Source organism: Streptomyces sp. NPDC051578 (genome assembly GCF_044454045.1).
GTDB lineage: Bacteria > Actinomycetota > Actinomycetes > Streptomycetales > Streptomycetaceae > Streptomyces.
Genome location: NZ_JBITDH010000016.1, coordinates 37,028 through 62,943, shown reverse-complemented (window position 1 = coordinate 62,943; position 25,916 = coordinate 37,028). Strand labels below are relative to the sequence as shown.

Sequence of the window (25,916 nt, the reverse complement as noted above, 5' to 3'; positions counted from 1 at the left end):
GTCCGATGTGCGGGTGTCTGGGGTGATTGAGACCCCGTAGGTTCCCGCAATGCGGAAACAGGAGCCATCGTAGGTCTACCTCGGGATCTCCCGGCAGAGGAGATTTGGTCTCACCGCAGGAACGAACACCGAGAAGGCGAACGGCGGATCACCGCAGCCGCACACCGGATTCGGACTTCCGTTTCTCGAATGACAGAGATGAAAACGACCGAGGGGACTGGGGAAAATGACGAAGAACCAGATGGTTGCTCGTGGGGACGTCCGCGTTTCCGGAATCCGTGGACGAGTGGTTCTGGCCGCCGCCGGACTCGCCTTCGCGCTGGGTACCGCGGTCACCGGCATGGCCCAGGGCGCCCTTTCCGACGGATCCGGCAGTCACCTGCGCCTCGGTGACGTCGGCTGGAACCACACGGACCCCCACGTCCTCGCGGACGGCGCCGGTGACGTCGGCTGGAACAACCCGCAGCCCGGCACCACCCCGGCCCCCCAGCCCCTCAACCCCACCGATGTCGGCTGGAACTGACCGTCCGCCACCACCCGTCCTGCACTTCTTCCCCTCCCGCCACCGCCCGACCGGCAAAGGAATGGCTGATCTTCGTGGCTGCGTCCCCCTGGTTCCTGACCTCCGAGACCGCCCCCGGCGCCGACCCCTCCGACACCGGTACCGACGCCCGCACCCGCGTCTACTGCTTCCCGCACGCCGGCGGCAACCCCCGCACCTTCCTCGACTGGCAGGACGGCATGGGCGACGACGCCCGCGTCCTCGCCGTGTGCCCGCCCGGCAGGGGCCACCGTTTCCGCGAGTCCGCCCCCGCCACCGTCGCGGAACTCGCCGACGGCGCCGCCCTGGCCATCGCCCTCGACACCATCCCCGGCAGGCCCTTCGTCCTCTTCGGCCACAGCTTCGGCGCGGCCCTCGCCTTCGAGGTGGCCCGCCGCCTCGACGAAGTGCCCGGCCTCGCCGCCCTCGTCGCCTCCGGCTGCTCCGCGCCCTCCCTGCTGCCCACCCCCCGCGTGGTCGAGGCGGCACGGCTGGAGGGCCGCCGGTTCACCGAGGCCGTCGGCTTCTTCGGAGGGCTGCCGCCCGAGGTGCTCCAGGACGAGGCCGTGCAGGAACTGCTCCTGCCCCACCTCAAGGCCGACTTCACGATGGTCGCCGCGTACGAGTACCACCCCGCCGCGCCGCTGCGCGTGCCGCTCACCCTGATCAACGGCATCGACGACCCGCACGTCACCACCGCCTCCCTCGCGCCCTGGTCCCGCGAATGCCCGGGAGAGCCGGCCCGCCACTGGGCCGACGGCGGCCACTTCTACTTCGAGGGCCGGCCCCACACCGTCACCGACGTACTGCGCCCGCTGGCCCGCGCCGCCCGCCACGAGGCCGTGACGCCCGCCCGCGATGAGTACGTTGAGCTGATCTGACCGCCGGCCGACGCACGCACCAGCGAGGACACCGTGAACCACAGCACCGCCGCCCAGCAGCCCCACCCCATGCAGCCCGACGCCCAGCAGCCCTCCGACCGGTCCCGGGCCGCCCGCTCCCAGTACGCCCGCGCTGTCGCCTTCCGCGACCTGCACGCCGGCCCCGGCCCCTTCGTCGTCCCGAACCCCTGGGACGCCGGAACCGCCCGCATCCTCGCCTCCTTCGGCTTCGCCGCCCTCGCCACCACCGGCGCCGGCCTCGCCCACAGCCTCGGCCGCCCCGACGGGGCCAACCAGGTCACCCGCGCCGAACTCCTCGCCAACGCCGCCGCGATCGTCGACGCCACGGGCCTGCCCGTCACCGCCGACCTGGAGAGCGGCTTCGGCGAGCGCCCCGAGGACATCGCCGAGACCATCGCCCTGGCCGCCGCCGCCGGCCTGGTCGGCGGCTCCATCGAGGACTCCACCGGCCGGGACGAGGGCCCCGTACGCCCGCTGGGTGAGGCGGTGGAGCGCGTCGAAGCGGCCGTGGAAGCGGCGAAGCGGCTCGACTTCCCCTTCACCGTCACCGCCCGCGCCGAGAACTTCTTCCAGGGCCGGCCCGACCTCGAAGACACCATCCGCCGCCTCCAGGCCTACGAGGCCGCCGGCGCCGACGTGCTCTACGCCCCCGCCCTGCCCGACGCCGCGGCCATCCGCGCCGTCTGCTCCTCCGTCTCCCGCCCCGTCAACGTCCTGATGGGCGGGGCGCTGCCGCTGTCCGTCGCCGATCTCGGAGCCCTCGGCGTACGCCGGATCAGCACCGGCTCCGCCCTGTCCCGCGCCGCGCTCGGCGCCCTCACCCGGGCCGCCCGCGAGATCCGCGAGCACGGCACCTTCGGCTTCGGCGCCGACGCCCTCCCGTACGCCGAGGCCAACGCCCTGCTGGCCGCCCCCGCCCCGACCGCCCCGACCGCCCCGTCCGACGACCGAGAGAGCGATCCGGCACCGTGAGCCTTCCTTCCGCAGCCATACCCGCGGTCCACCCGACCGCCGCCCTGCCCGCGGTCCACCTGTCCGCGCCGCGCTACGTGCTCGGCGAACAGGTGGCCGACCACACGAGCATCGCCAACCTGACCGAACGGGCCCGCCAGTTCCAGATGGCGCCACGGGCCGAGCTGTGGGGCTGGGGCAGCATCCGCAGGACCGCCAAGAGCCTGGAGGCCCTCGCCGTCGAGAGCGCCCGGGCGACCGCCCTGGCCGCCGGCGCCGACCCGGCGGGCATCGACTGCCTGATCCTGTGCTCCACCCGCTTCCCCGGCGGCCCGCGCACCCACGGCGGCTTCGTGGAGAAGGTGATGAGCGGCATCGGCCTGGTCGACGCCGCCGTCACCGGCCTCACCCTGAACCGCTGCACCAACCTCCTGACGGGCATCCGCACCGCCCACGCCCTCGTCGCCGCCGCAACCCACCGGCGGGTCCTGGTCGTCACCACCGACCGGGTCACCGACGAATCGGTCCGCATGGAGAACTTCGCCCTGTTCAGCGACGGCTCCGCCGCCTGCCTGGTCTCCGCCGAACCCCTCGGCGCCGACACCTACGAGATCATCGCCGGCGCCGCCGCCCAGGACCCCGCCTCGCTCGACTGGTCCAACGAGATCAGCTCCGAGCTCGCCCGCACCGTCAACCGGCGCATCCTCGACGCCGCCGGGATGAAGCTGGACGAGATCGACGGCCTGCTGCACCCCAACCTCTTCAAGCCGCTCATCGCCCTCAAGGAACGCCAGGCCGGCTTCACCCGGCAGCAGCTCCACCTCGACAACATCACCCGCTTCGGCCACTGCTTCGCCGCCGACCCGCTGATCAACCTCGTGGACCGCGCCGCCGCCGGACAGCTGCGCCCCCGCGGCCACTACCTGCTGGCCTCCAGCGTCCCCGGCTCCCGCGTCGCCGTCCTGCTGCGCAAGTCCGCGCCCGCCACCCCGGACCGGGGGGAGAACTGAAGATGACCACCGCTCCCTCCTACGACAGCGCCCGCACCCGCCCCGCCCCCGCGTTCCCGCTGCCCGACCTCACGACCTCGCTGCCCGCCGGGCCCGTCGAGGCGAGCCCCGCCGCCCTCGCCGAGGCCGAACGGATCACCGCCGCCGCGCCCGCGGAGCTCTTCGCCCGCCTGCTGGCCGACCAGGAGAGCGAGAGCGCTCTCATCGCGGCCCGGATGGTCCTGACCGCGTTCCTGACGACGGAGCAGGGCGAAGTCGGCCGCGGTGACGCCGAGGCCGCCGGTGACGCCGAAGCCGCCGACGCCGACGCCGTCGCCACCCACGTCCTGGCCGCCCGCGCCGAACTCGCCGCCGCCCTCGCCCCCCTGCGCGAGCACGACGACCCCGGCATCCGCGCCGCCGTCCTGCGCCAGCGCGCCCCCCTCGCCCTCACCGGCGCCTGCTGGCTGGACACCGTCTCCCAGGCCGCCACGCAGCCCGCCGAGATCGTCGGCCGCCTCTTCGGCCAGCACTGGCTGCTCCAGGGCGAGGGCACCGCCGAGGCCGGCCAGCCCGCCCGCCGCCGCCGCGCCCTGGCCGGGCAGGGCGTGTACCTCCCCGAGGTGGAGGCCGCCGGGTTCCTGCGCGACGCCGGGGCCCGCCCGCTCACCGCCCTGCACGCCGCGTTCCGCGTGGCCCTCTCCCGCCTGCCCGCAGCCTTCCTCCCCGAGGTGGTCGGCGTCCACTACGCCGCCCACGCCCTCGGCCTCGACGAACTCCTGCTCGGCGGAGAGCCGATGCTCGCGGAGAGCGACGTACGGCCCCTGCTGGCCGAGTACCTCGCCTCCACCGCGCAGTCCCCGACCGGGCCCGAGGACCGCCGCCGCGCCCTGGCGGCCGTACGCCTCCTCGTCCGCATGGAGCGCGAACACACCGCGGCCCTGACCGAACTGGCCCGCCGGCAGGAGGGCCTGTCCCTGGACGACCAGGTCGCCGCGATCGTCGCCCGGCACGCCCCGCACGCCGGCCGCCAGCACCGCGCCGTACGCCTGGGCACCCGCAAGCTCACCGACTGGCTGGACGACGAACACCTCGACGCGGCCGCCTTCGTCGCCGAGTTCCGCACCTCCCGCCAGGTCCGGCCCGCCCGCGACGGCGGCCCCTGCCGCTTCCTCAAGTCCATCAAGTTCGGCGGCCCCATGTTCGGCATCTTCGACGAGCGCGAGGCGGCCGTCTTCACCGCCTGGACCCGCTCCATCGCCGCCGGGGAGCCCGCCGGACCCCCCAGCGGCCCCGCCACCGCCGGCGACGACGCCGCCCGCGCCTGGACCGCCCGTCTCACCGCCGCCCGCCCCGCCGAACTGGTGCCGCGCGAGCCCGATCCCGCGCCGGACGAGCGCACCTTCTTCCACCGGCTCGTCAACTTCGAGCGCTACCCCAACGTCCTGCCCCTCGCCCGGGCCCGCGCCGAGGCCGGCCTCAGCGACGCCGAACTGCTCTTCACCCACGGCGCCGGCGGCCTGCTGACCGACGCCGAGTACTTCGACTACACGCCCGAAGCCCTGCTGGAACGCGTCGAGCGGATCTACTGGGACAAGCTCGTTAACCCGTACGAGCCGCTGACCGAGATCCCGGACCGCGACCAGGTCGTCTTCGAACAGTCGACGTACGCCCTCGGCAGCCTCATCGACGGCACCTGGGCCCACCGCATCGCCAACCTCGGCCGCCGCGCCCGGCGCAGCGACGACATGCTCTTCTCCATCTACGCCGACGAGATGGGCCGCGGCGACATGGCGAAGAACCACATCACGATCATCCACAAGGTCCTCGCCAGCATGGACATGGACCTCCCGCACATCCGCCAGGAGGCCTTCCTCGACCAGGGCGACCTCCCCGACCACCTGTACGGCTTCTCCGTGCACCAGGTCTGCCTGTCGCTCTTCCCCGACACCCTTTACAACGAGATCCTCGGCTACAACCTGGGCATCGAGATGTTCGGCCTCGGCGCGACGCGCCTGCACGAGATCCAGAAGCTGCGCAGCCACGGCTTCGACATCTCCTACGAGGAAGCGCACCTGTCGATCGACAACTTCTCCGCGGGCCACGCCCGCCAGTCGGCGGAGATCGTCGTCGCCTACCTGGACGACGTCCGCCGGGCCTCCGGCGGGGAGGCCGTCCAGCGCGAATGGCGCCGCATCTGGCGCGGCTACGCCTCCTTCGCCTACTTCGTCGAACACGCCCTGGTCAAGCGGGTGCGCTCGGCGCAGGCCGGTCCCGTCCCCACCGCCCCGGCCGCCTCCGACCTGGTCATCTGAGGAGCCCCGCCGTGGAACTGACGACGAGTTTCGACCCCGAGGTCCTCGACCTCCCCTTCTACGACGACGGCCACCGCCGGCTCGCCGAGACCGCCGGGACCTGGTGCGACAGCAACCGCGTCCTGTGGGAGGAGGTCCGTGCCCTGGACCCCGACGCCGCCGGCCGCAGGCTGGTGCGCGCCCTCGGCGACGCGGGCTGGCTGGCACCGCTCGACCCCGCGGCGGGCGCCGCCGAGGACCTGCGCGCCCTGTGCCTGCGCCGCGAGGCACTCGCCTACGCCGAGGACCTCGCCGATTTCGCGTACTCCATCCAGGCGCTGGCCGCCACGCCCCTGCTGCGCTTCGGCAGCGAGGCACAGCAGCGCCGCCACCTGCCCGGGATGGCCGCGGGAGAGACGATCGGCGCCTTCGCCGTCTCCGAACGGGAGGCCGGCTCCGACGTGGCCTCCGTGGGCCTGGAGGCCGAACGGGACGCGGCGGACGGTTCGTACGTCCTGAACGGGCGCAAGGCCTGGATCGCCAACGGCACCATCGCCGACCTGTTCGTCGTCATCGCCCGCACCGGCCCGGGACCCGGAGCGCTCGGGCTCACGGCCTTCCTCGTACCGGCCGCGACCCCGGGCCTGCGGGCCGAACGGATCGACGCGATCGCCCCGCGCTCCTTCGCCCACCTCGCCTTCGAGGACTGCCGGGTGCCCGCCGACGCGGTACTGGGCCGGCCCGGACGGGGGTTCGTGGTCGCCGTGGACCTGCTGGAACGCTTCCGCACCACCGTCGGCGCGGCCGCCCTCGGCTTCGCCCGCCGCGCCTTCGACACCGCCCTTGCGCACACGAGGCAGCGGGAGGCCTACGGGCAGACCCTGTTCGACCTCCAGCTCGTCAAGGCCTCCCTGGCCGACATGGAGGTGCAACTGGGCGCGGCCTCCCTGCTGGTGGCGCGCGCCGCCTGGGAGACCGACCGGGGCAGCCGCCGCTTCGCCCGGCACTCCAACATCGCCAAGGTCCACGCCACCGAGACGGCCCAGGGCGTGGTGGACTCCGCCGTGCAGCTGCTCGGCGCGGCCGGCATCGTCCAGGGCGGCGTCACCGAGCGGCTGTACCGGCAGGTCCGGTCGCTGCGCATCTACGAGGGCGCCTCGGAGGTGCTGCGGATGGCCATAGCGGGCTCGCTCGACATGCGCCGCGCCGAGCGCGCGGCAGCGTGACCGTACGTGTTCACCCCCGGCAAGGAGCAGGACGTGACCAGCACCACCACCACACCCGTCGAGGCGGTCCGCCTCCCGGACCCCTATCCCTTCTACGCGGGCCTGGTGGCCGAGCGCCCCTTCGCCTATGACGAGGCGCTCGGGGCCTGGGTCGCCGCCGACGCGGCCGCCGTACGCGCGGTGCTGGGCAGCGACGCGCTGCGGGTGCGGCCGCCGGCCGAGCCGGTCCCGGCCGGGATCGGCGGGACGGCGGCGGGCGAGGTCTTCGGCGACCTGGTGCGCATGACCGACGGCGGCACGCAGGCCCGGCTCAAGACGGTGGTGGCCGACGCCCTGGCCCGCGCGGACACCACCCGCGCGGCCCGCCTGGCCGGGGAGTTCAGCCGGGAGGCCCTCGCGGCGGGCGGCGCCGTCCCCTACGAGGAGCTGATGTTCGCCGTCCCCGCCCGCGTCGTGGCCTCGCTCAGCGGCCTGACGGACGGCGCCGGGCGGGAGGCGGCCCGGGCCATCGGCGACTTCGTCCAGTGCATCCCCGCCACCGCGACCCCCGCGCAGCAGCAGGCGGCGGCCACCGCGGCGGTCCGGCTGCGCGAGCTGCTGGGACCCGGCCTGACGGCCCGGGGCGAGGGCCTCCTCGCCGAGCTGGTCCGCGCCGCCGACCGGGCGTCCTGGCCGCACGTGGCGCCGCTGCTGTCCAACGCCGTCGGGTTCCTGTCGCAGACCTACGACGCCACCGCCGGCCTGATCGGCAACACGCTGGTCGCCCTCGCCCGGGGAGCGGCCCCGGTCGCCCCCGCGGCCCCCGCCGGCGTCGAGGCGCTGGTCCGCGAAGTGGTCCGCCACGACGCCCCGATCCAGAACACCCGTCGCTTCGCGGCCGGTCCCTTCGTCCACGCCGAGTCCGAGCTCGAGCCCGGCCAGCAGGTGCTGGTCGTCCTCGCCGCCGCCAACCGGGACCCCGCCGTCAACCCGGACCCCCACGTGCTGCACCCCGGCCGGGTGAATCCGGCGGTCTTCACCTTCGGCGCATCGGCCCACCGCTGCCCGGGCGAAACGCTCGCCGTGGCTATCGCCACCGCCGTCGTCACCGAACTCCTCGCGGCAGGCTTTTCCCCGTCCACCTTCCCTTCGAACCCGGCCTACCGCCCCCTGGCGAACGCCCGCATCCCGCTGATCTGAACCCGGGCCACCACCAGGTGTGAGCCCGTCGCACCCCCCTCACGGCGCACCCCCGGCACAGAGCGATGGCCGGGGGCCGCCCACCCCCATGCCTCCCGATAGGACAAATCGTAAGATGTCGGACAGCATTCACCTCTGGATGCGGCACGAGTCCCGCCCCACCGAACGCCGCGCGCCCCTCACCCCCGACGACGCCGCGCACCTCGTCGCCCAAGGCCTGCACATCACCGTCGAAGCCTGCGACCAGCGCGTCTTCTCCCTCGCCGACTACATCGCCGCCGGCTGCGAGAGCGCCCCCACCGACTCCTGGCACGAACTGGCCCCCGACGACGCCTACGTCCTCGGCCTCAAGGAACTCCCCGACGACCGCACCCCCCTGCGCCACCGGCACGTCTACTTCGGCCACGCCTACAAGGGCCAGGCCGGCGCGGCCGCCCTGCTCTCCCGCTTCACCGCCGGCGGCGGCGCCCTCCTCGACATGGAGTACCTCACCGACGACCGCGGCCGCCGCGTCGCCGCCTTCGGCTACTGGGCCGGCTACGTCGGCGCGGCCCTCGCCGTCCTGCACCGCCGGGGCCAGCTGACCACCCCGCTGCGCCCCACGGACCGGCCCGCCCTGGACGCCCTCCTCGAAGCCACCGAGGCCGAGGACGCGAGCACCGCCCTGGTCATCGGCGCCCTCGGCCGCAGCGGCCGCGGCGCCTGCGACGCCCTGACCACGGCCGGCCTCACCCCCACCCGCTGGGACGTGGCCGAGACCCGCGACCTCGACCGCGCCGCGCTCCTCGGCCACGACCTCCTCGTCAACACCGTCCTCACCACCGACCCCGTTCCGCCGTTCCTCACCAAGGCCGACCTCGACGACACCGCCCGGCGCCTGACCCTCGTCTGCGACGTCACCTGCGACGTCACCTCCGAGTGCAACGTGCTGCCCGTCTACGACGAGACCACCACCTGGGACGAGCCCGTCCGCACCCTGTGCCCCGACACCCCCCGCCTCGACCTCATCGCGATCGACAACCTGCCCTCCCTCCTGCCCGTCGAGGCCAGCACCGCCTTCTCCGCCGAACTCGCCCCGCACCTGCTGCGCCTGGCCCAGTGGGACGGCGTCTGGCCCCGCGCCCTGCACACCTTCGAGACGGCCGTCCAGGCCCAGGAGACCCGCCATGTCCGCTGACCGGCCCGCCATACCCGCCTCCGGCACCGTCCACTGGATAGGCACCGGCCTGTCCACCGGACGCTCCGGACTCTCCCTCGTCTGCGAGAGCGCCCCCCGCGTCGTCCTGTGGGACCGCACCGCCGAGCGCGCCGCCGCCCGGCTGGCCGCGCTCGGTCTCACCGGCCGCGCCGAAGTGCGCGCCCTCACCCCCTCCGCCCCGGCCGCCCTCGCGGCCGAGGCGGGCCCGGGCGACGTCATCGTCTCCATGCTCCCGGCCGCCGAACACGCCCCGCTGCTGCGCCTGGCCACCGAACGCGGCGCCCACTTCGCCTGCACCAGCTACGTCTCGCCGGAGCTCGCCGAACTGGCCGCCGAAGCCGGCGAGGAGGCCCGTACGGTCGTCCTCACCGAGGCCGGACTCGACCCCGGCATCGACCACCTGATGGCCCACGACCTGGTCGCCCGGGCCCGCCGGGCCCTCGGGGAGATACCCGCGACCGCCCGGTTCACCTCCTACTGCGGCGGTGTCCCGGCGGTCCCCAACGCCTTCCGCTACCGCTTCAGCTGGGCCCCGTACGGGGTGCTCGCCGCCCTCGGCTCCCCGGCCCGGCACATCGAGGCCGGCGCCGAGGTGACCGTCCCCCGCCCCTGGGAGGCCACCCGCACCCGGACGCTCGCCGGGGAGGACTTCGAGGTCTACCCCAACCGCGACAGCCTCCCCTTCGTCGCCCAGTACGGCATCCCCGCCCACTGGACGCTCGACACCTTCGTCCGCGGCACCCTGCGCAACGCGGGCTGGCGCACCGCCTGGAAGGAGGTCTTCGACACCGTCGCCGGCGGGGACCCCGCCGCCGTGCGCGCCCTGGCCGCCGAACTCGCCGCCCGCCACCCCACCACGGCCGACGACCGCGACCGCGTCGTCCTCTCCGTCGCCCTGGAACTGCGCACCGCCGACGGCGCCCACTGGCGCGGCTCCCACCTCCTCGACGTCACCGGGGACGCGGCCGAGTCCGCGATGGCCCGCTGCGTCTCCCTGCCCGTCGCCTACGGAGTGACCCGCATCCTGGCCGGCGCCCTGCCCGCCGGCCTGGGCCGGGCCGCCGAAACGCCCGGGGAGACCGGCCGCTGGCTCTCCTTCCTCGCCGCCCGGGGCCTGGCCGGCACCTACGAGGAGAGCCCCGCCCCGGCCGCCTCGCCCTCCACCACCCCGTCAGGAGCCACGGCATGACCCACGCCTGCCCGCCCGAAGCCTTCGTCCTCACCGGCGCCTTCCGCGTCGTCTGCCGCAACCCCCGCTACCTGGAGGAACTCGCCGCCCGGAACCTGCGGATCCTGCTCATCACCGACGAGCGCAACCGGGACGCCGCCGAGAAGGCACGCAAGGACCCCGAGCACCCGGCGCACCTCATCGACGACATCGCGTACGTCGACGGCTCCCTCGACCAGGAGGGCTCGTACACCCCCGGGTTCGTCGCCCAGGCCCGCCGCTGGCGCGGCCGCTACACCGTGCGCGGCGCCTACGCGGTCGGCGAGACCCTGGTCGAGCAGACCGGGCTGCTGTGCGACGCGCTCGGCCTGCCGGGCCCCGGGCTGCGCGCCACCCGGGTCTGCCGCAGCAAGTACCTCCAGCGCTGGTACCTGGAGGAGTACAGCCCGGCCTCCCTGGTGGTCCCGCCCGGCGGCCGGGAGGACGCCGACCTGGCGGCCCTCGGGTACCCGGTCGTCGTCAAACCGGCCACCCGCCACTCCAGTTCCGGGGTGGTGGCCGTCGGGGACGAGGCGGCGCTGCGCGAGCTGCTGACGTCCTACCCGGCCCACGAGACGGTGCTGATCGAGCAGAAGGTCGCCGGCCAGGAGTACTCCGTGGAGTCCCTGGTCCAGCACGGCCTGCCCGTCTTCACCTCGGTGACCCGCAAGGAGACCACCGAGTCCGGGGCGCAGACCTTCGTGGAACTCGCCCATTCCGTGCCCAACGCCCGTGCCGAGGCGGACGCGGCCCTGCTCGACGCCAACCGCCGGATGCTCGAAACGCTGGGCTTCCGCGACGGCATCGCCCACGCCGAGTGGCGCACCGGCGACGACGGCCGCCCCTACCTGATGGAGGTCGCCGCCCGCACCCCCGGCGACGGCCTGCTCGCCCTCTACCACCTCGCCACCGGGCAGCCGATGGAGCCGCAGATCATCCGGATCGCGCTCGGTGAACCCGCTTCCTACCCGGCCCCGGCCCGTTTCGCCCGCCAGGTGTACCTGGAGCACGGCACGGGCCCGCTCGCCGACGTCACCCTCGACTGGCCGCAGGTGCGGCCCCTGTGGGTGGGCGAGTCCGGCATGTGGCCCGAACTGGCACCCGGCGCGGAGGACGACCCGGCCACCCTGCGCGCCCTGTTCGTCCTCAAGGAGGCCGGGGCGCGGCTGGGGCCGCTCGCCAGCTCCGACGACCGGGCGGTGACCTTCCTGATCGACGCACCCACCCCGCAGGACCTGGACGAGCTGGAGCGGCGCGTCCGCGGCGCCGTCACGGTCACCACCGACCCGGAGGCCGACGGTGAGCACTGACATCAGAGCCGCCGAGACGGCCGACGAGACGGCCGACGAGGCGGCCGCCGAGACGGCCGCGGCGGCGGAACCGCAGGCACGACCGGCCGCCGCGGAGCCCGCCGAACGGGCCGCCGTGTGGGCCACCTTCAAGGAGTCCACCCCCGCCGTGAAAACCGTACTGGCCGGGGTGCTCGTCAACCGGCTCAGCGGCTTCCTACAGCTCTTCCTCGTCCTCTTCCTCACCGACACCGGCCACTCCGAGGCCCGCACCGTCATCGCCCTCGGCGTCTACGGGGCGGGCGCCGTCGCCGGCTCCCTCGTCGGCGGCACCCTCGCCGACCGGCTCGGCATCCGCCACGCCACCGTCGTGTCCATGAGCAGTACGGCCGTGCTGACCGCCGCCCTGCTCTACCTGCCCGACTTCACCCTGCTGCTGTGCGCGATCGCCCTGGTCAGCCTGGGCGCCCAGCTGTTCCGGCCGGCCTCGGCCACCCTGCTGGCCGACCAGACCGACGGCGACCGCCAGATCATGATCTTCGCGATGTACCGCTTCGGCCTCAACGTCGGCGCGACCGCCGCCCCGCTGCTCGGCTACGCGCTCTACAACGCGGGCGGACACTCGTACACCCTCCTCTTCTGGGGCGAGGCCGTCATCGCGCTCGCCTACGCCCTCGTCGCCCGCGCCACCCTCCCCGCCAGGGCCGCCCAGCACCCGGCGGCCGCTCCCCCCGCCACCACCGGCGCCCGCGGCGGCTACGCGGCCGTCCTGCGCGACCGCCGCTACCTGCTCTACCTGACCGCCGCCTTCTGCCACGCCGCCGTCTACACGCAGTACCTGTCCACCCTGCCGCTGTACATGAAGGACGCCCGGATGGCGCTCTTCTGGTACACCTTCGCCGTCGCGCTCAACGGCCTCATCGTCATCGCCTTCGAGCTGCTCGTCACCAAGGTCTCCCAGCGCTGGCCGCTCAAGATCACGATCGGTCTCGGCTTCGCCCTCGTCGGCGCCGGAGTCGCCTGCTACGGACTGCCCATCGGCCCGGCCGCCGTCGTCATCGGCACGCTCGTCTGGTCGCTGGGCGAGATCCTCGGCGGCCCCGCCGTCTTCGCCTACCCGGCGAGCGCGGGCCCCGAGCCCCTGCGCTCGCGCTACATCGGCAGCTTCCAGTTCATGTTCGGCCTGGGCTCCGCCCTCGGGCCGATGGCCGGCACCTGGCTGTTCCTCCGGTTCGGCTCCCTCGTGTGGCCGCTGGTCGGCGCCTGCTCCCTGCTCGCCACCGCCTGCGGCCTCGTCGCCGTACGCGACCGCCGGAGCCGGACCGCCTGACCGTCTCCGATGTCCCAAGGCGTCCGGAGGAGCCCCAAGGCCTCCCCCGGCTTCCCGGGCCCTTACCGCTTCCCGACGCTTCCGAACGCTTCCGAACGCTTTCGAACGAGAGGTTTCGACCATGGCGCACGAGAGCTTCCCGCCCGGTACCACGCACTTCCGCTGCGTGGGAGTGGGCGTGGGCCCGGCCAACCTCAGTCTGGCGTCACTGCTGCACTGCAGGCCGGACATACCCAATCTCTTCCTCGACCGCAAGGAATCCTTCAGCTGGCACGACGGCCAGCAGATACCCGGCACCACCCTCCAGGTGTCCCAGTTCAAGGACCTGGTGAGCCTCGCCGACCCCTCCAGTCCCTTCTCCTTCCTCTCCTACCTGCACGAGAAGGGCCGGGTCTACCACTTCCTCAACGCCCAGTTCGACGACGTGCCCCGGCTGGAGTTCCGCAACTACCTGGCCTGGGCCAGCCGCCGCAACGAGAACATCACCTTCGGCGAGGACGTCCGGGAAGTCGGCTTCGACGACCGGCGCGGCACTTACACCGTCCACACCGACCGCCGCACCGTCACCGCCGACAACGTCGTGGTCGGCGTCGGCAGCCGCCCCTGGGTCCCGCCGCAGGGCGCCGGCCGGCTCGGCCCCACCCAGTTCCACGTCGCCGACTACCTGAACGCCGCCCACGACCTCGGAGGCAAGCGCGTCGTCGTCATCGGCGGCGGCCAGTCCGGCGCCGAGGCGTTCCTCGACCTGATCTCCCGCTCCGGCCGGCAACTGCCCCGCCGGGTCTCCTGGATCTCCCGCCGGCAGAACTACTTCCCGATCGACGACTCGCCGTTCACCAACGACTACTACATGCCGAGCCACGCCGACTACTTCTACGCACTGCCCCGCGAGCGCCGCCAGTCGCTGAACGCCCGCAACATCCTGACCAGCGACGGCATTTCGGAATCCACCCTGCGCGAGATCTACCAGGGCATCTACGTCCACCGCTTCGTGGAGGGGAACGAGGACCTCGTCGCCCTCCACCCCGGCCGGGAGGTGTTCGACGTCAGCCCCGCCCCCGTCACGGGCTGGGAGGTCAGCGCCCGCCACACCGGAGAACCCGAACCGGTGGAGAAGTTCGACGCCGACGTCGTCGTGTGGGCCACCGGCTACCGGCCCGCCGCCATGGACTTCCTCGCCCCCGTGGCCGACCGCCTGGAGCGCGAGGGCAACGAACTGCGCGTCGACGAGGACTACGCCGTGCGCTGGGACGGCCCCGAGGACCGCCGGATCTTCGTCCAGAACGGCGTGCGCGGCCAGCGCGGCCTCGCCGACCCCAACCTCAGCCTCAACGCCTGGCGCAGCCGGCGCATCGCCGACCGGATCAGCGGCGTGCGCGGCGACGAACAGCTCGCCTCCTTCATCGAGTGGTCCACCAAGCCCGCGCCGCAGGAACGGTGGAGCGCCTGATGGGCACCGCCGCCCCCGCCGGGGCCCGCAGCGACGTCGCGGTCGTCGGCGCGGGGATACTCGGCGTCCTCGTCGCCCGCGAGGTCCTCGCCCGCGACCCGGCCGCCACCGTCACCGCCCTCGACCGCGACATGATCGGCTCCGGCGCCACCCGCCGCTCCGCCGGACTGCACTTCCCCCGCGGCGCCACCGAGACCGTACGCAGCCTGGCCGCGGAGAGCGAAAGCTTCTACGCCGACCTCCACACCCAGCGCCCCGACCTGCCCGTCCACCCGCTGCCCATGACCGTCCTCGCCCCCGAGTCCGCCGAGGAGCGGCTGCGCGAGGTCTACCTCCCCGGGGCGAAGCTCCGCCGGACCACCGAACTGCCGCCCTCCGTCCCGGAGCTGCCCGCCGGATCCGGTGCCTGGCAGGGGGACGGCTGCCAGTACGCGGACGTCCACGCCCTCACCGAGCAGCTCGCCGCCGAACTGCGCCCCCGCCTCCTCTTCCGCGAAGGCGTCGCCGTCACCGCCCTCGACGCCGGCCCGGACGGCGTCCGCCTCACCCTGACCGGCGGCGCGAGCCTCACCGCCGGCCGCGTCGTCCTCGCCCCCGGACCCTGGCTCGCCGAACCCGCCTGGCGCGAGCTCGTCGCCCCGCTCGGCGCCCGCGTCAAGAAGATCGTCGCCCTGCACGTCGACGTCCCCCCGGAGCCCGGCGACGGGGCGATCGTCTTCCAGGACGAGGACGCGTTCCTGCTGCCCTTCCACCACCGCGGCCACTGGCTGTTCAGCTACACCTGCCGCGAATGGGACGTCGACCCCGCCCACATCGACCCGGCCCCCACCGCCGGCCACCTCGACGAAGCCCGCGCCCTGCTCACCCGCTACGCCCCGCGGCTCGCCGACCGCTGCCACTCGGGCCGCGTCTTCTGCGACGCGTACGGCCCGGACGGCCACCCGCTGGTCACCCCGCTCACCGAAGACGGCCGGACCGTCTTCGCGGGTGCCGCCGGCGGCTCCGGCTACCGCCTCGCCCCCGCGCTCGCCGCCCGCACCGCCGACCTGCTCTCCCTGCCCGTCTCACCCCGGAAGGCCACGACATGATCATCGCCAGCTATGACGCCGACGCCCTGGAACGGGCCTTCGGCATCGACATGAGCGGCGTCGACGGCCTCGGCACCGGCGCGGGCTGGGGCCGGGTGGCGCCGGGCCGCGCCGCCGACCGCCACCAGCACGACGAGACCGAGCTGTTCGTCATCGTCCGCGGCAGCGGCGAGTTCGTCCTCGACAGCGGCGAGCGCCACCCCGCCGAACCGGGTACCGTCGTCCTCTTCGAACCCTTCGAAACGCACGTCCTGGCCAACACCGGGGAAGGCGACCTGGTCTTCTTCACCCAGTACTGGCGCGACGGCGAGCGGGCCCTGGCCTCCGCCGCGAACCCGGCCCGCAAGAGCTTCGGCGACCGCCCGGTCTTCGTCTTCTCCACCCCGCCCACCCCCAACGGGGACCTGCACCTGGGCCACCTCTCCGGCCCCTACCTGGGCGCCGACGCCTTCACCCGCTTCCAGCGCATGACCGGCGCCGAGGCCTACCACCTCACCGGCAGCGACGACTACCAGAGCTACGTCGTCGGGGCCGCCCGCAAGGACGGCCGCACCCCCGCTGAGACCGCCGCGCACTACAGCGCCGAGATCGCCGAGACGCTGCGGCTGATGGACATCCCGCTCGACCAGTACACGGTCACCGACCAGGACCCCGCCTACCGCGAAGGCCTCCAGGACTTCTTCAGCCGCGTCGTGGACTCCGGCCAGATCGCCGTCACCTCCCACGACGCCCTCTACGACGCCGAAAGCGGCCAGTACCTCTACGAAGTCGACGTCAAGGGCGGCTGCCCCGGCTGCGGCACCACCACCTCCGGCAACATCTGCGAGGAGTGCGGCGAACCCAACACCGTCGCCGACCTCACCGACCCCGTCTCCGCCGCCTCCACCGAGGCCCCCCGCCGCGCCTCCGCCGCCCGCTGGACCCTCCCGCTGCACGCCTTCGCCGACGAGGTGCGCGCACACCACCGGCTCGGCCGGGTCCCCGCCCGGCTGCGCGAACTCGCCGACCGGCTCTTCCGGCGCCCCGCCCTCGACATCCCCGTCACCCACCCCTCCGGCTGGGGCGTCGAACCGCAGGAGAACGCCACCGAAGGCCAGGTCATCTGGGTGTGGCCGGAGATGAGCTACGGCTTCCTGCACGGCATCCAGTCGCTCGGCGCCCGCCTCGGCCGCGACTGGCGGGCCGCCGACCCCGCCCAGGACTGGAAGATCGTCCACTTCTTCGGCTACGACAACAGCTTCTACCACGCGGTCCTCTACCCCGTGCTGTACCGGCTGGCCTTCCCCGGCTGGACCCCGGACATCGACTACCACGTCAACGAGTTCTACCTTCTGGAGGGCAGCAAGTTCTCCACCAGCCGGCGGCACGCCATCTGGGGCAAGGAGATCCTGAGCCCCGACACGGTCGACTCGGTCCGCTACTTCCTCGCCTCCACCCGCCCCGAAGGCCTGCGCACCGACTTCCGGCGCGCCGCCTACGAGGCCACCCTCGACGAGACCCTCATCGGCACCTGGCAGCAGTGGCTGAACGACCTCGGCGCCCGCGTCGCCAAGCACCACGGCGGCCGCGCCCCCGACGCCGGTAACTGGACACCCGAACACTCCGCGTTCCTCGCCCGGCTCGGCACCCGCCTCGCCGCCGTCACCGGCGCGCTGGGCAACGACGCGTTCTCCCTCAACCAGGCCGCCGCCGAACTCGACGGCATCGTCCGCGACACCGTCCGCTTCACCCGCGGCGAAGGCCTCCTCGCCGACACCGAAGCCTGGGCGGACGAGAACCGCACCGCCATCGCCCTCGAACTGGCCGCCGCCCGCCTCCTCGCGCACGCCGCCGCCCCCGTCATGCCCCGGTTCGCCGACAAGCTGGCCGCCGCTCTCGGCCTCGAAGCCCCGCGCACGTGGCCCCGTACCGTCGAACTCCTTGCGCCCGGCACCGCCGTCGCCCTCGCCGACGCCGTGTTCTTCCGGCCCGCCGGCGCCCACTCCGGCCAAAGCGCCCTCACCCCGTGGCTGACCGGCATCGTCCGCACCGCCCTGCGCCTGGAGGAGGACGAACAGATCGCCGGCCGCACCCTGACCCAGCTGGCCGCCGGCTCCCTCCAGGCCGTCACCGTCCAGTACCAGATCCTCGACGCCCTCGACGTGGACCTGTCCATGGACGAACTGCTGCACGGCGGCACCCTCGACGAACTCGCCGCCGTCATCGCCGAGCGCGCCGACGACAGCGCCGTCGCCGCCCTCACCGAGGGAGAGCCCCGATGAACCACCGACTGATCCTGCGCGAGATAGCCGAACGCGGCCTGTCCGTCGCCCTCGCCGACGGCGATCTGCGCCTGCAAGGCAACCGCGACCGGATGGACGCCGACTTCATCACCCGCGTCAAGGCCGCCAAACCCGAACTCGTCGCCCACCTCGCCCGGGAAGCCGAGCACGGCCCCGGCTTCCCCCTCACCCCCCTCCAGCGCAGCTACTACATCGGCCGGAGCGGCGTCTTCGAGATCGGCGACGTGGCCAGCCACGTCTTCCACGAGATCGAGGGCGTCTGGGACATCGACCGGTTGCAAACCGCCCTCGACACCGTCATCGGCGCGCACAGCGCCCTGCGCTCCCGCTTCCTCGCCGACGACCGCCAGGTCACCGAGTACGGACACCACGGCCACCTGCCCATCGGCCGCCTCGACCTGCGCGACCGCACCCCGCAGCAGCAGGAGGCGCTCCGCGCCGAACTGCGCGAGCAGCGCTCCCACCAGGTGCTGCCCGCCGACCGGGCTCCGCTGCTCAGCGTCGACGTCACCCTCCTCGCCGACGACAAGATGGTCCTCCACGTCGGCCACGACGGGCTCGTCATGGACGGGATCAGCATGTTCCTGTTCTTCCGCGCCTGGTGGCGCGCCTACCAGAGCAACTCCGCCGACAGCAGCGGCGCCCCCGTCGAGTTCGCCTACGACGACTACCTCGCCGCCCTCGAAGCCGCCCGAGGCAAGGCCCCCGCCCGCCGCTCCCGCGAGTACTGGATGCGGCGGGTGGACGACCTCGCCCCCCACCCCGACCTGCCGCTGCGCACCAGCCCGGCCGCGCTGGCCCGCTCCCGCTTCACCCAGCGCCGGGTCCGCGTCGAACGCGAGCGGTGGACGGCCGTCAAGGAGCGGGCCGCCGCCGCCGGACTGACCCCCTCCGCGCTGCTGCTCGCCGCGTACGCGGAGGCCCTGGCCACCTGGGGCGCGGGGGAGCGGTTCACCCTCACCACCACCGTCGCCAACCGGCCGCCCGTCCACCCCCGGGTCTTCGAAGCCGTCGGCCAGTTCTCCGACACCCTCCTGGTCGAGGCGGAGGTCGACCGCTCCCTGCCCTTCGCCGAGCGGGCGCGGGCCCTGCAGAGCCGGCTGCACGCCGACATCGACCACCGCCACTTCTCCGGCATCGAGGTCATGCAGGAACTGGCCCGCCGCCGCGGCGGAGTGGCCGGCGCGCGGATGCCGTTCACCTTCAACAGCGCCATCGGACACGTCAGCAGCGAGGTCGACGGCTCCGCGCTGGAACTGTTCGGACCCGAGGTGTACTCGGTCAGCCAGACCCCCCAGGTGTGGCTGAACGCGTTCGCGATGGAGCAGCACGGGGCCGCCGTCATCCAGCTCGACGGACTGGACGAACTCTTCCCCGAAGGGCTGCTGGACGACCTCGCGCACGGATACGGGACGCTGCTGGGCGAACTCGCCGACGAGGCGGCCTGGCAGCGCCACAGCTTCGACCTGCTGCCGCCGGCCCAGCGCGAACGCCGCCGCGCCGCCAACGACACCGCCGCCCCGCTGCCCGAGGAGATGCTCGGCGACGCCATCGCCGCCCAGGCCGCCCGCACCCCCGACGCCCCCGCGATCCTCACCGCCGACCGGGAGATCGGCTACGGCGAACTGCTGCGCCGGGCCGCCGCCGCCGCGACCTGGCTGCGCGGCCACGGCGTGGGCCGGGGCGAACTCGTCGCCCTCGTCATGCGGCGCGGCCCCGAGCAGATCATCGGCATCCTCGCCGCCGTGCTGGCCGGCGCCGCCTACCTGCCCGTCGACGCCGCCCTGCCCACCGCCCGCCAGCGGTACATGCTGCGGGACGGCCGGGTGCGGTGCGTGCTGAGCGACGGCGGCCCCGTGGAGGCGTGTACGCCCGGGGAGTTCGCCGTCCTCGACCTCACCGACCCCGGCGCCCTGCCCGACGGGCCCGCCGAGGTCCCCGCCCGGCTGCCCGGCTCACACCCCGATGACCTCGCGTACGTCCTCTACACCTCCGGCACCACCGGCGCCCCCAAGGGCGTCATGGTGACCCACCGCAACGTCGCCAACGTCGTCGCCGACTGCCACACCCGTTTCCGGATCGGGCCCCGGGACCGCTTCTTCGCCATCAGCGCCTTCAACTTCGACCTCTCCGTCTGGGACGTCTTCGGCGCCCTCTCCGCCGGCGCGGCCCTGGTCATGCCCGACCGGGACAAGGCCGTCGACCCCGCCCACTGGCTCGACCTGTGCCGCACGCACCGGATCAGCGTGTGGAACTCCGTCCCCGCCATCGTCGGCCTGATGCACGACCAGGCCGCCGCCGACGGCGACGTACCGCCCGCCCTGCGCCTGGTCATGATGAGCGGCGACCGGCTCCCGCCCGCCCTGCCCGCAGCCCTGCGCACCCTGATGCCCGGCCTGGAGGTGCTCTCCCTCGGCGGCCCCACCGAGACCACCATCTGGAACATCCTGCACCCCGTCCGCGAGGACGAGGACGGCACCGAGTCCATCCCGTACGGCCGCCCCAACGCCAACAACCGCGCCTACGTCCTGGACCGCGACGGCCTCGACGCACCCGACTGGGTCACCGGCGAGATCGTCGCCGCCGGCACCGGTCTGGCCCGCGGCTACTGGGGCGACGAGGAACGCACCGCCGAGCGGTTCTACACGGACCCGGTACGCGGCGAACGCCTTTACCGCACCGGCGACCTCGGCCGGTACCTGCCCGACGGCGACATCCAGATCCTCGGCCGCTGCGACTTCCAGATCAAGGTCAACGGCTACCGGATCGAAGCCGGCGAGGTCGAGACCCGCCTCGCCGCCCTGGGCGCCGTCGCCCAGGCCGTCGTCGCCGCCCGCGGCGGCTCCCTCGTCGCCCACCTCGTCGCCGAGGGCGACCACCGCCCCGAACTCGCCGAGGTACGCCGGGCGCTGCGCGCCGACCTGCCCGACTACATGCTGCCCGCGGCGCTGGTCTGGCACGAGAGCCTGCCCCTGACCAAGAACGCCAAGGTCGACCGTACGAAGCTGGCGGCGCTCGGCGCCGAGGAGCCGGCCGCCTCCCGCGCACCGGCCGCCGCCCCCGGCGACACGGCCCCCGCCGGCGCCACGGAGAAGCTGGTGGCCGACATCTGGTCCACCGTCCTGCGCCGCGGCGACATCGGCGCCCTGGACACCCTCGCCTCCCTCGGCGGTGACTCCATCGCCGCCGCCCGCATCCTCACCGCGGCCCGCAAACGCTTCGGGGTCACCCTCACCCTCGACCAGTTCGCCGAGATCGACACCGTCCGCGCCATGGCCGCCGTACTCGCCGAGCGGGGTGAGACCCGGTGAGCGCCCCGACGGCGGTCCCCGTCGCCCCCGCGGCCCTGTCACCGCTCAACCGCCTCGTCACTACCGCCCCCACGGCCGGCGGCCGCATCCACGCGGCCCGCCTGGACGGCACCCGCTCCCTCGCGCTGAGCGAGCTGTACGAGCGCTCCGGCCGCCTCGCCCACCACCTGCGCGCCCTCGGCATCGGAGCGGGCACGCGGATCGGCGTCCTCGCCGCCAACAGCCTGGAGTGGGTACTGCTCGACCTGGCGGCGCTGCGCCTGGGGGCGCAGACCGCCGGGCTGGAACCCGGCAAGTTCACCCCGTCCCGGGAGCTCATGGACCGCTACGGGCTCACGCTCCTGTGCACCGACCAGCCCACCGGCCTCCCCGGCACCCTCCGCACGGCCGACGTCTGGGCCCTGACCGAACCGGGCGACGCACCCGAGGAACCCCTGCCCCCGGTCACCTGGACGGAGCGGGACGTCACCACCGTCAAGTTCACCTCCGGCAGCACCGGCGTCCCCAAGGGCCTCGGCGCCACCGCCGGCAGCATCGAAAGCTCCCTGGAAGCCGTCCAGGAAATCTTCGGACACGGCCCCGACGACCACCTCTTCGTCTTCCTCCCCCTCTCCCTGCTCCAGCAGCGCTACTGGGTCTACTCGGCCCTGCTGCACGGCCACGACGTCACCCTCACCACCTACGAGGCGGCCTTCGCCACCCTGCGCCGGGTCCGCCCCACCGTGGTCATGGGCGTCCCCGCCTTCTACGAGACGGCCCGCCGCCAGATCGAGGCCCGGTGCAGACGACCCGGCGCGGGCGGTACCCGGCAGGTCGCCGAGGCCCTGTTCGGCGACCGCATCCGCTACCTGTGGACCGGCTCCGCCCCCGCCGCGCCCGCGACGGTCCGCTTCTTCACCGAAGAGGCCGGGCTGCCGCTCTTCGAGGGCTACGGCCTCAACGAGACCTGCATCGTCACCAAGAACCACCCCGGGGCCCACCGCGAGGGCAGCGTCGGCCGGGTGGTGCGCGGCAAGCAGGTGCTGATCGGCGAGGACGGGGTGATCAGCGTCCGCAGCGCCCACCCCGTCGGCGACCACTACGAGTACGCCGCCCCCGGCGACTCGGAGAAGGTCTTCATGCCGGACGGCACCGTCCGCACCGGCGACATCGGCCACCTCGACGAGGACGGTTTCCTCTTCGTCCACGGCCGCGCCGACGACGTCATCGTCCTCGACAACGGCAAGAAGATCGTGGTGCGGCCCGTCGAAGAGCTGATGAAGGCCGATCCGGCGATCGCCGAATGCGTGCTGTTCAGCCCCACCCAGACCGACCTGGTCGCCGTCGTCTCCCCGGCGGCCCTGCCCGCCGACACCGACGCCGTCACCGCCGCCCTCGCCGCCGCGAACGCCGCCGGCACCCCCGACGAGCGGATCAGCCGGGTCATCGTCGCCGACGAGCCGTTCAGCATCGCCAACGGCCTGCTGACCTCCCAGTACAAACCCAAACGCCCCGCAATCCGAAGCGCCTACGCGCACCAGCTGCACAGCCAGGAGGCCGGAATCCATGCCTGACACCCTCACCGCGATCGAGTCCGCGGCCCGCGAACAGCTCTCCCTCGTCCTGATCCCCGAGGTCGCCGCCGAGTCGCTCGACCCCGACGCCGACCTGGCCGCCGCCTACGGCCTGACCTCCCTCAACAAGGTCCTCTTCCTCACCGAGCTGTGCGAGGACACGGGCGTCGACCTCGCCCACTTCACCGAACACGACCTCGCCGTCATGCGTACCCTGCGCGACGTCACCACCGCCCTCACCCGCCACCACGACGCGACCCCCGGAGCCTGAACCATGACGACCGACTGGGCCGCGGACGCCGCCGCCATCCTGGAGAACGACCGCGTACGGCTGACCCCGGTCACCGAAGCGGACCGCGAGGGCGTCCGCGCCGTCGCCATGGACCCCGACATCTGGCGCTACTTCGTCTCCGCCGTCGAGAACGACACCGACTTCGAGACCTTCTTCGACGCCATGCTCGCCGACCAGGCCGCAGGCCGCCGCGCCGTCTACGTCCTCACCGACAAGGCGACCGGCCGGATCGCCGGCAGCATGAGCTTCGGCAACATGGCCGAAGCCGACCGCCGCCTGGAGATCGGCTGGTCCTGGCTCGGCCGCGACTTCCGCGGCAAGGGCATCAACCACTGGGCGAAGGCGCTGCTCCTCGCGCACGCCTTCGACGTCCTGGAGGCCGAGCGCGTCGAGTTCAAGACCGACGTCCTCAACGTCCAGGCCCGGCGCGGACTGCGCAACATCGGCGCCACCGAGGAAGGAACCCTGCGCAGCTTCAACTACATGCCCGGAGGCCGGCGCCGCGACGCCGTCTTCTACAGCGTCCTGCGCGCCGAATGGCCCGAGGTGGGGGCCGCCCTCGCCTGGGGCCCGAAGACGGCCGTCACCGCATGAGCGTCACCTTCGTCGCCGCCGAGGGCACCGCCCGCGAAGTCGGCCGTACGCACGGCGCGGCCCTCGCCGCGCCGCTGCGGGCCTTCCTCGACGACGGCCTCGCCCGCCTGGACCACCTCACGGACGCCCCCCTGTCACTCGACGGGCTCCGGCCGGCGATCGCCGCCCACCGGGCGGCGGTCACGGCCGCCCTGCCGGACCTCGCCGAGGAGGTCGCCGGGCTCGCGGAAGGCGCCCGCATCACCGAGGACGAAGCCTGGCTGCTCCAGCTCCGCCGCGAGATCATGGGCTACTCCAAGATCCGGACGGGCGGGGACTGCACCACGTACGCCCGGACCGGGCCCGCCCCGGTCCTTGCCCAGACGGTGGACCTCAGCGGCAACCTCGACACCCACCTCACCGTCCTGCGCACCCCGCGCTCGCTGGTCCTCAGCTTCGCGGGACTGCTCGGCTACCTCGGGCTCAACCGCGCCGGCCTCGCCGTCGGGCTGAACCTGGTGCTCGGCGGCGCGTGGGGCCCGGGAGTGCCGCCGTACCTGGCGATCCGTCACCTCCTGGACCACGCGGGAAGCGTCGGGGAAGCCCTCAAGCTCCTCGCGGACCTGCCGCTGGCCAGCTCCCGCTCGCTGATGCTGTGCGACCGCGAGCGCGCGGTGTACGTGGAACACCTGGACGGGGAGCTACGGGTGGGGCAGGGGCCCGACCCGGTGCACACCAACCACTTCCTGCACCCCGACTTCGCCCCGGCGGACGAACTCAACGTCTTCGCCCGCAACTCCTCGCTGCGCCGCCTGCGCGCGGCCGCCGACGGCCTGGCACTCATCGCCCCGGGCGCCCCGGCGGAAGACCACTTCGCCCTGCTCGCCCGCCCGCCGGTCTGCGTCCCCGACCGCGGGGACATCCGCGCCGAACGCACCGTCGCGGCGGTGGTGCTCTTCCCGGACGCGGGTGAACTGCACCTGCGCCCGGGCGACCCCTCGCAGAGCGCGACCCGGGCCTTCTCGCTCTGACGCGCAGAACCCTCCGGCGCACAGCTCCCTCTGACGCGCAGAACCCTCTGACGGAAAGGATGTGGAGGATGGACGCATGGCTGGTCGACCTCGACCAGGTCGTCCCCACTTTCCACGAACAGGCCGCCCTCACCGAGGAGGAGCTGCGGCGCGGAGCCGAGTTCGTCCACGCCCGGGCCGCCCACCGCTTCTTCCGCGCCCGGCTCACCGTCCGCAGGCTGCTGGCCGAGCGCCTGGGACTCGACCCGCGCGACCTGCGCATCCACTACGACCCGGCGGGCAAGCCGTACCTGCCCGACCAGCCCGGCACCCACATCAGCTGGTCCCGCTCCGACGGCATGCTGCTGCTGGGCGCCACCGAGACCGGGCCGGTCGGGGTGGACGTGGAACTCGTCCGCCCGGCCGGCACCAGCATGGAGGTCCTGTCCTTCGTCTACCCCGCGGCCCCCGCCACGGCCACGCCCCGCACCTTCTTCCACGCCTGGACCCTGCTCGAAGCGGCGGTCAAGGCCACGGGCCGGGGCCTGGCCCGGGGTGCGAAGGAGGTCGACCTCGACTTCGCCCCCGACGGCGCGGTCACCCTGCGCGGCATCACCGGCCACGGCACCCACCCCTGGCACGGCCACACCTCCCTCCACCCCACCCACCCCACCGCCCCCTCGGCCATGACCGCATTCGTCTCCCACGACCGCCCGCCGTTCCGGGTCCGCCCCTGGCCGCCGCACTGACCCCGGGGCCTGCCGCGCCCCGGGGGCCCGGTCAGCCCTTGACGTAGCCGAAGCTCTCGGCGATGAGACCGTTCTCCAGCCGGGTCACGTTGACGCCCCGGACGAAGTCGTCCGCGCCGGGGCCCCACTGGAGCAGCCACCGGCACACGGCCCGCTCGCCGGCCGTCCAGAGCTCCTCCACGACGAAGGTGGTCCCCTCGTCGGCGGCGATCGAACTCCAGAACCGCAGGCACTCGTCGTACCCGACGTGCCTCGTCCCCCCCGGGGCCGGCCCCGAGTTCTCCAGGAGGCAGTCCGGCGCGAGGATGTTCCTGAGGAGGCCGGGGTCGTGCTGCCGGAACGCCCGGTTGAACCGCTCGATGACCTCGCGCGTCCGCTCGTCCGGCATCGGTGCTCCCGTCAAGGCTGTTCCCCCTCGATGCTGTTCACATCCAAAAATGGACCGATCGGTCCTGGACTGATCGGTCCATTTTCGTCCGGCGCGAAACCCCTTGTCAACCGT

Annotated in this window: 21 protein-coding genes; 20 read left to right on the top strand and 1 reads right to left on the bottom strand. The window is 73.7% G+C overall.

The annotated features are described in order from the left end of the window. Positions 1 to 286 precede the first annotated feature (286 nt). From ACIA6C_RS32560 to ACIA6C_RS32465, 20 genes are all read left to right on the top strand, one after another. Positions 287 to 523, top strand: a complete 237-nt coding sequence (locus ACIA6C_RS32560; RefSeq protein ID WP_399281293.1) for a hypothetical protein — start codon at positions 287 to 289, stop codon at positions 521 to 523. 74 nt (positions 524 to 597) lie between these two features. Continuing rightward, positions 598 to 1,422 (top strand): thioesterase II family protein, encoded by an 825-nt coding sequence (locus ACIA6C_RS32555; RefSeq protein WP_399281292.1) that lies wholly within the window; start codon positions 598 to 600, stop codon positions 1,420 to 1,422. A 33-nt stretch (positions 1,423 to 1,455) separates the two neighbouring features. Beyond that, positions 1,456 to 2,415: an oxaloacetate decarboxylase gene (locus ACIA6C_RS32550; RefSeq protein ID WP_399281291.1), complete on the top strand. Its 960-nt coding sequence runs from the start codon at positions 1,456 to 1,458 to the stop codon at positions 2,413 to 2,415. Then, positions 2,412 to 3,404: a 3-oxoacyl-ACP synthase gene (locus ACIA6C_RS32545; protein WP_399281290.1), complete on the top strand. Its 993-nt coding sequence runs from the start codon at positions 2,412 to 2,414 to the stop codon at positions 3,402 to 3,404. The genes ACIA6C_RS32550 and ACIA6C_RS32545 overlap by 4 nt, the downstream gene beginning before the upstream one ends. A 2-nt stretch (positions 3,405 to 3,406) precedes the next feature. After that, complete coding sequence (locus ACIA6C_RS32540) at positions 3,407 to 5,698, top strand: iron-containing redox enzyme family protein (protein WP_399281289.1); 2,292 nt, start codon at positions 3,407 to 3,409, stop codon at positions 5,696 to 5,698. A 17-nt stretch (positions 5,699 to 5,715) separates the two neighbouring features. After that, positions 5,716 to 6,903 carry an acyl-CoA dehydrogenase family protein gene (locus tag ACIA6C_RS32535; protein WP_366078788.1) on the top strand — a complete coding sequence of 396 codons (1,188 nt, stop codon included), beginning with the start codon at positions 5,716 to 5,718 and terminating at the stop codon, positions 6,901 to 6,903. A gap of 33 nt (positions 6,904 to 6,936) precedes the next feature. Continuing rightward, on the top strand, positions 6,937 to 8,082 hold the full coding sequence (locus ACIA6C_RS32530) for a cytochrome P450 (protein ID WP_399281288.1): 1,146 nt from the start codon (positions 6,937 to 6,939) through the stop codon (positions 8,080 to 8,082). Positions 8,083 to 8,197: 115 nt separating this feature from the next. After that, the gene (locus ACIA6C_RS32525) at positions 8,198 to 9,259 is read left to right on the top strand and encodes a saccharopine dehydrogenase (protein ID WP_399281287.1); all 1,062 of its coding nucleotides are present in this window, start codon (positions 8,198 to 8,200) and stop codon (positions 9,257 to 9,259) included. After that, positions 9,249 to 10,469: a saccharopine dehydrogenase C-terminal domain-containing protein gene (locus tag ACIA6C_RS32520; RefSeq protein WP_399281286.1), complete on the top strand. Its 1,221-nt coding sequence runs from the start codon at positions 9,249 to 9,251 to the stop codon at positions 10,467 to 10,469. Before ACIA6C_RS32525 ends, ACIA6C_RS32520 begins: the two co-directional genes overlap by 11 nt. Further along, the gene (locus tag ACIA6C_RS32515) at positions 10,466 to 11,797 is read left to right on the top strand and encodes an acetyl-CoA carboxylase biotin carboxylase subunit family protein (RefSeq protein ID WP_399281285.1); all 1,332 of its coding nucleotides are present in this window, start codon (positions 10,466 to 10,468) and stop codon (positions 11,795 to 11,797) included. The genes ACIA6C_RS32520 and ACIA6C_RS32515 overlap by 4 nt, the downstream gene beginning before the upstream one ends. After that, complete coding sequence (locus tag ACIA6C_RS32510; RefSeq protein ID WP_399281284.1) at positions 11,787 to 13,106, top strand: MFS transporter; 1,320 nt, start codon at positions 11,787 to 11,789, stop codon at positions 13,104 to 13,106. The genes ACIA6C_RS32515 and ACIA6C_RS32510 overlap by 11 nt, the downstream gene beginning before the upstream one ends. A gap of 121 nt (positions 13,107 to 13,227) precedes the next feature. Then, positions 13,228 to 14,556 carry a lysine N(6)-hydroxylase/L-ornithine N(5)-oxygenase family protein gene (locus ACIA6C_RS32505; RefSeq protein WP_399281283.1) on the top strand — a complete coding sequence of 443 codons (1,329 nt, stop codon included), beginning with the start codon at positions 13,228 to 13,230 and terminating at the stop codon, positions 14,554 to 14,556. Continuing rightward, a complete protein-coding gene (locus tag ACIA6C_RS32500; protein WP_399281282.1) occupies positions 14,556 to 15,644 on the top strand; it encodes an NAD(P)/FAD-dependent oxidoreductase in 1,089 nt (362 codons plus the stop codon). The genes ACIA6C_RS32505 and ACIA6C_RS32500 overlap by 1 nt, the downstream gene beginning before the upstream one ends. Next, the gene (locus ACIA6C_RS32495; RefSeq protein ID WP_399281281.1) at positions 15,641 to 17,905 is read left to right on the top strand and encodes a class I tRNA ligase family protein; all 2,265 of its coding nucleotides are present in this window, start codon (positions 15,641 to 15,643) and stop codon (positions 17,903 to 17,905) included. The genes ACIA6C_RS32500 and ACIA6C_RS32495 overlap by 4 nt, the downstream gene beginning before the upstream one ends. After that, complete coding sequence (locus ACIA6C_RS32490; RefSeq protein ID WP_399281280.1) at positions 17,902 to 21,237, top strand: amino acid adenylation domain-containing protein; 3,336 nt, start codon at positions 17,902 to 17,904, stop codon at positions 21,235 to 21,237. The genes ACIA6C_RS32495 and ACIA6C_RS32490 overlap by 4 nt, the downstream gene beginning before the upstream one ends. Continuing rightward, complete coding sequence (locus tag ACIA6C_RS32485) at positions 21,234 to 22,790, top strand: AMP-binding protein (protein WP_399281279.1); 1,557 nt, start codon at positions 21,234 to 21,236, stop codon at positions 22,788 to 22,790. The genes ACIA6C_RS32490 and ACIA6C_RS32485 overlap by 4 nt, the downstream gene beginning before the upstream one ends. After that, complete coding sequence (locus tag ACIA6C_RS32480) at positions 22,783 to 23,061, top strand: phosphopantetheine-binding protein (protein WP_399281278.1); 279 nt, start codon at positions 22,783 to 22,785, stop codon at positions 23,059 to 23,061. The genes ACIA6C_RS32485 and ACIA6C_RS32480 overlap by 8 nt, the downstream gene beginning before the upstream one ends. Positions 23,062 to 23,064: 3 nt before the next feature. Further along, positions 23,065 to 23,676, top strand: coding sequence for a GNAT family N-acetyltransferase (locus ACIA6C_RS32475; RefSeq protein WP_399281277.1), 612 nt, complete (start codon positions 23,065 to 23,067; stop codon positions 23,674 to 23,676). Beyond that, a complete protein-coding gene (locus ACIA6C_RS32470) occupies positions 23,673 to 24,686 on the top strand; it encodes a C45 family autoproteolytic acyltransferase/hydolase (RefSeq protein ID WP_399281276.1) in 1,014 nt (337 codons plus the stop codon). Before ACIA6C_RS32475 ends, ACIA6C_RS32470 begins: the two co-directional genes overlap by 4 nt. A gap of 68 nt (positions 24,687 to 24,754) precedes the next feature. After that, positions 24,755 to 25,414 carry a 4'-phosphopantetheinyl transferase family protein gene (locus tag ACIA6C_RS32465; protein WP_399281275.1) on the top strand — a complete coding sequence of 220 codons (660 nt, stop codon included), beginning with the start codon at positions 24,755 to 24,757 and terminating at the stop codon, positions 25,412 to 25,414. A gap of 31 nt (positions 25,415 to 25,445) precedes the next feature. Here the strand turns inward: ACIA6C_RS32465 and ACIA6C_RS32460 are convergent, their stop codons facing one another. Next, a complete protein-coding gene (locus ACIA6C_RS32460; RefSeq protein ID WP_399281274.1) occupies positions 25,446 to 25,817 on the bottom strand; it encodes a nuclear transport factor 2 family protein in 372 nt (123 codons plus the stop codon). Positions 25,818 to 25,916 lie beyond the last annotated feature (99 nt).

Bases quoted from the DNA above. Each gene is read 5' to 3' on its own strand.
- ACIA6C_RS32540 (WP_399281289.1), top strand. From the start codon at position 3,407: ATGACCACCGCTCCCTCCTACGACAGCGCCCGCACCCGCCCCGCCCCC.
- ACIA6C_RS32525 (WP_399281287.1), top strand. From the start codon at position 8,198: ATGTCGGACAGCATTCACCTCTGGATGCGGCACGAGTCCCGCCCCACC.
- ACIA6C_RS32520 (WP_399281286.1), top strand. From the start codon at position 9,249: ATGTCCGCTGACCGGCCCGCCATACCCGCCTCCGGCACCGTCCACTGG.
- ACIA6C_RS32515 (WP_399281285.1), top strand. From the start codon at position 10,466: ATGACCCACGCCTGCCCGCCCGAAGCCTTCGTCCTCACCGGCGCCTTC.
- ACIA6C_RS32505 (WP_399281283.1), top strand. From the start codon at position 13,228: ATGGCGCACGAGAGCTTCCCGCCCGGTACCACGCACTTCCGCTGCGTG.
- ACIA6C_RS32500 (WP_399281282.1), top strand. From the start codon at position 14,556: ATGGGCACCGCCGCCCCCGCCGGGGCCCGCAGCGACGTCGCGGTCGTC.
- ACIA6C_RS32495 (WP_399281281.1), top strand. From the start codon at position 15,641: ATGATCATCGCCAGCTATGACGCCGACGCCCTGGAACGGGCCTTCGGC.
- ACIA6C_RS32490 (WP_399281280.1), top strand. From the start codon at position 17,902: ATGAACCACCGACTGATCCTGCGCGAGATAGCCGAACGCGGCCTGTCC.
- ACIA6C_RS32480 (WP_399281278.1), top strand. From the start codon at position 22,783: ATGCCTGACACCCTCACCGCGATCGAGTCCGCGGCCCGCGAACAGCTC.
- ACIA6C_RS32475 (WP_399281277.1), top strand. From the start codon at position 23,065: ATGACGACCGACTGGGCCGCGGACGCCGCCGCCATCCTGGAGAACGAC.
- ACIA6C_RS32470 (WP_399281276.1), top strand. From the start codon at position 23,673: ATGAGCGTCACCTTCGTCGCCGCCGAGGGCACCGCCCGCGAAGTCGGC.
- ACIA6C_RS32465 (WP_399281275.1), top strand. From the start codon at position 24,755: ATGGACGCATGGCTGGTCGACCTCGACCAGGTCGTCCCCACTTTCCAC.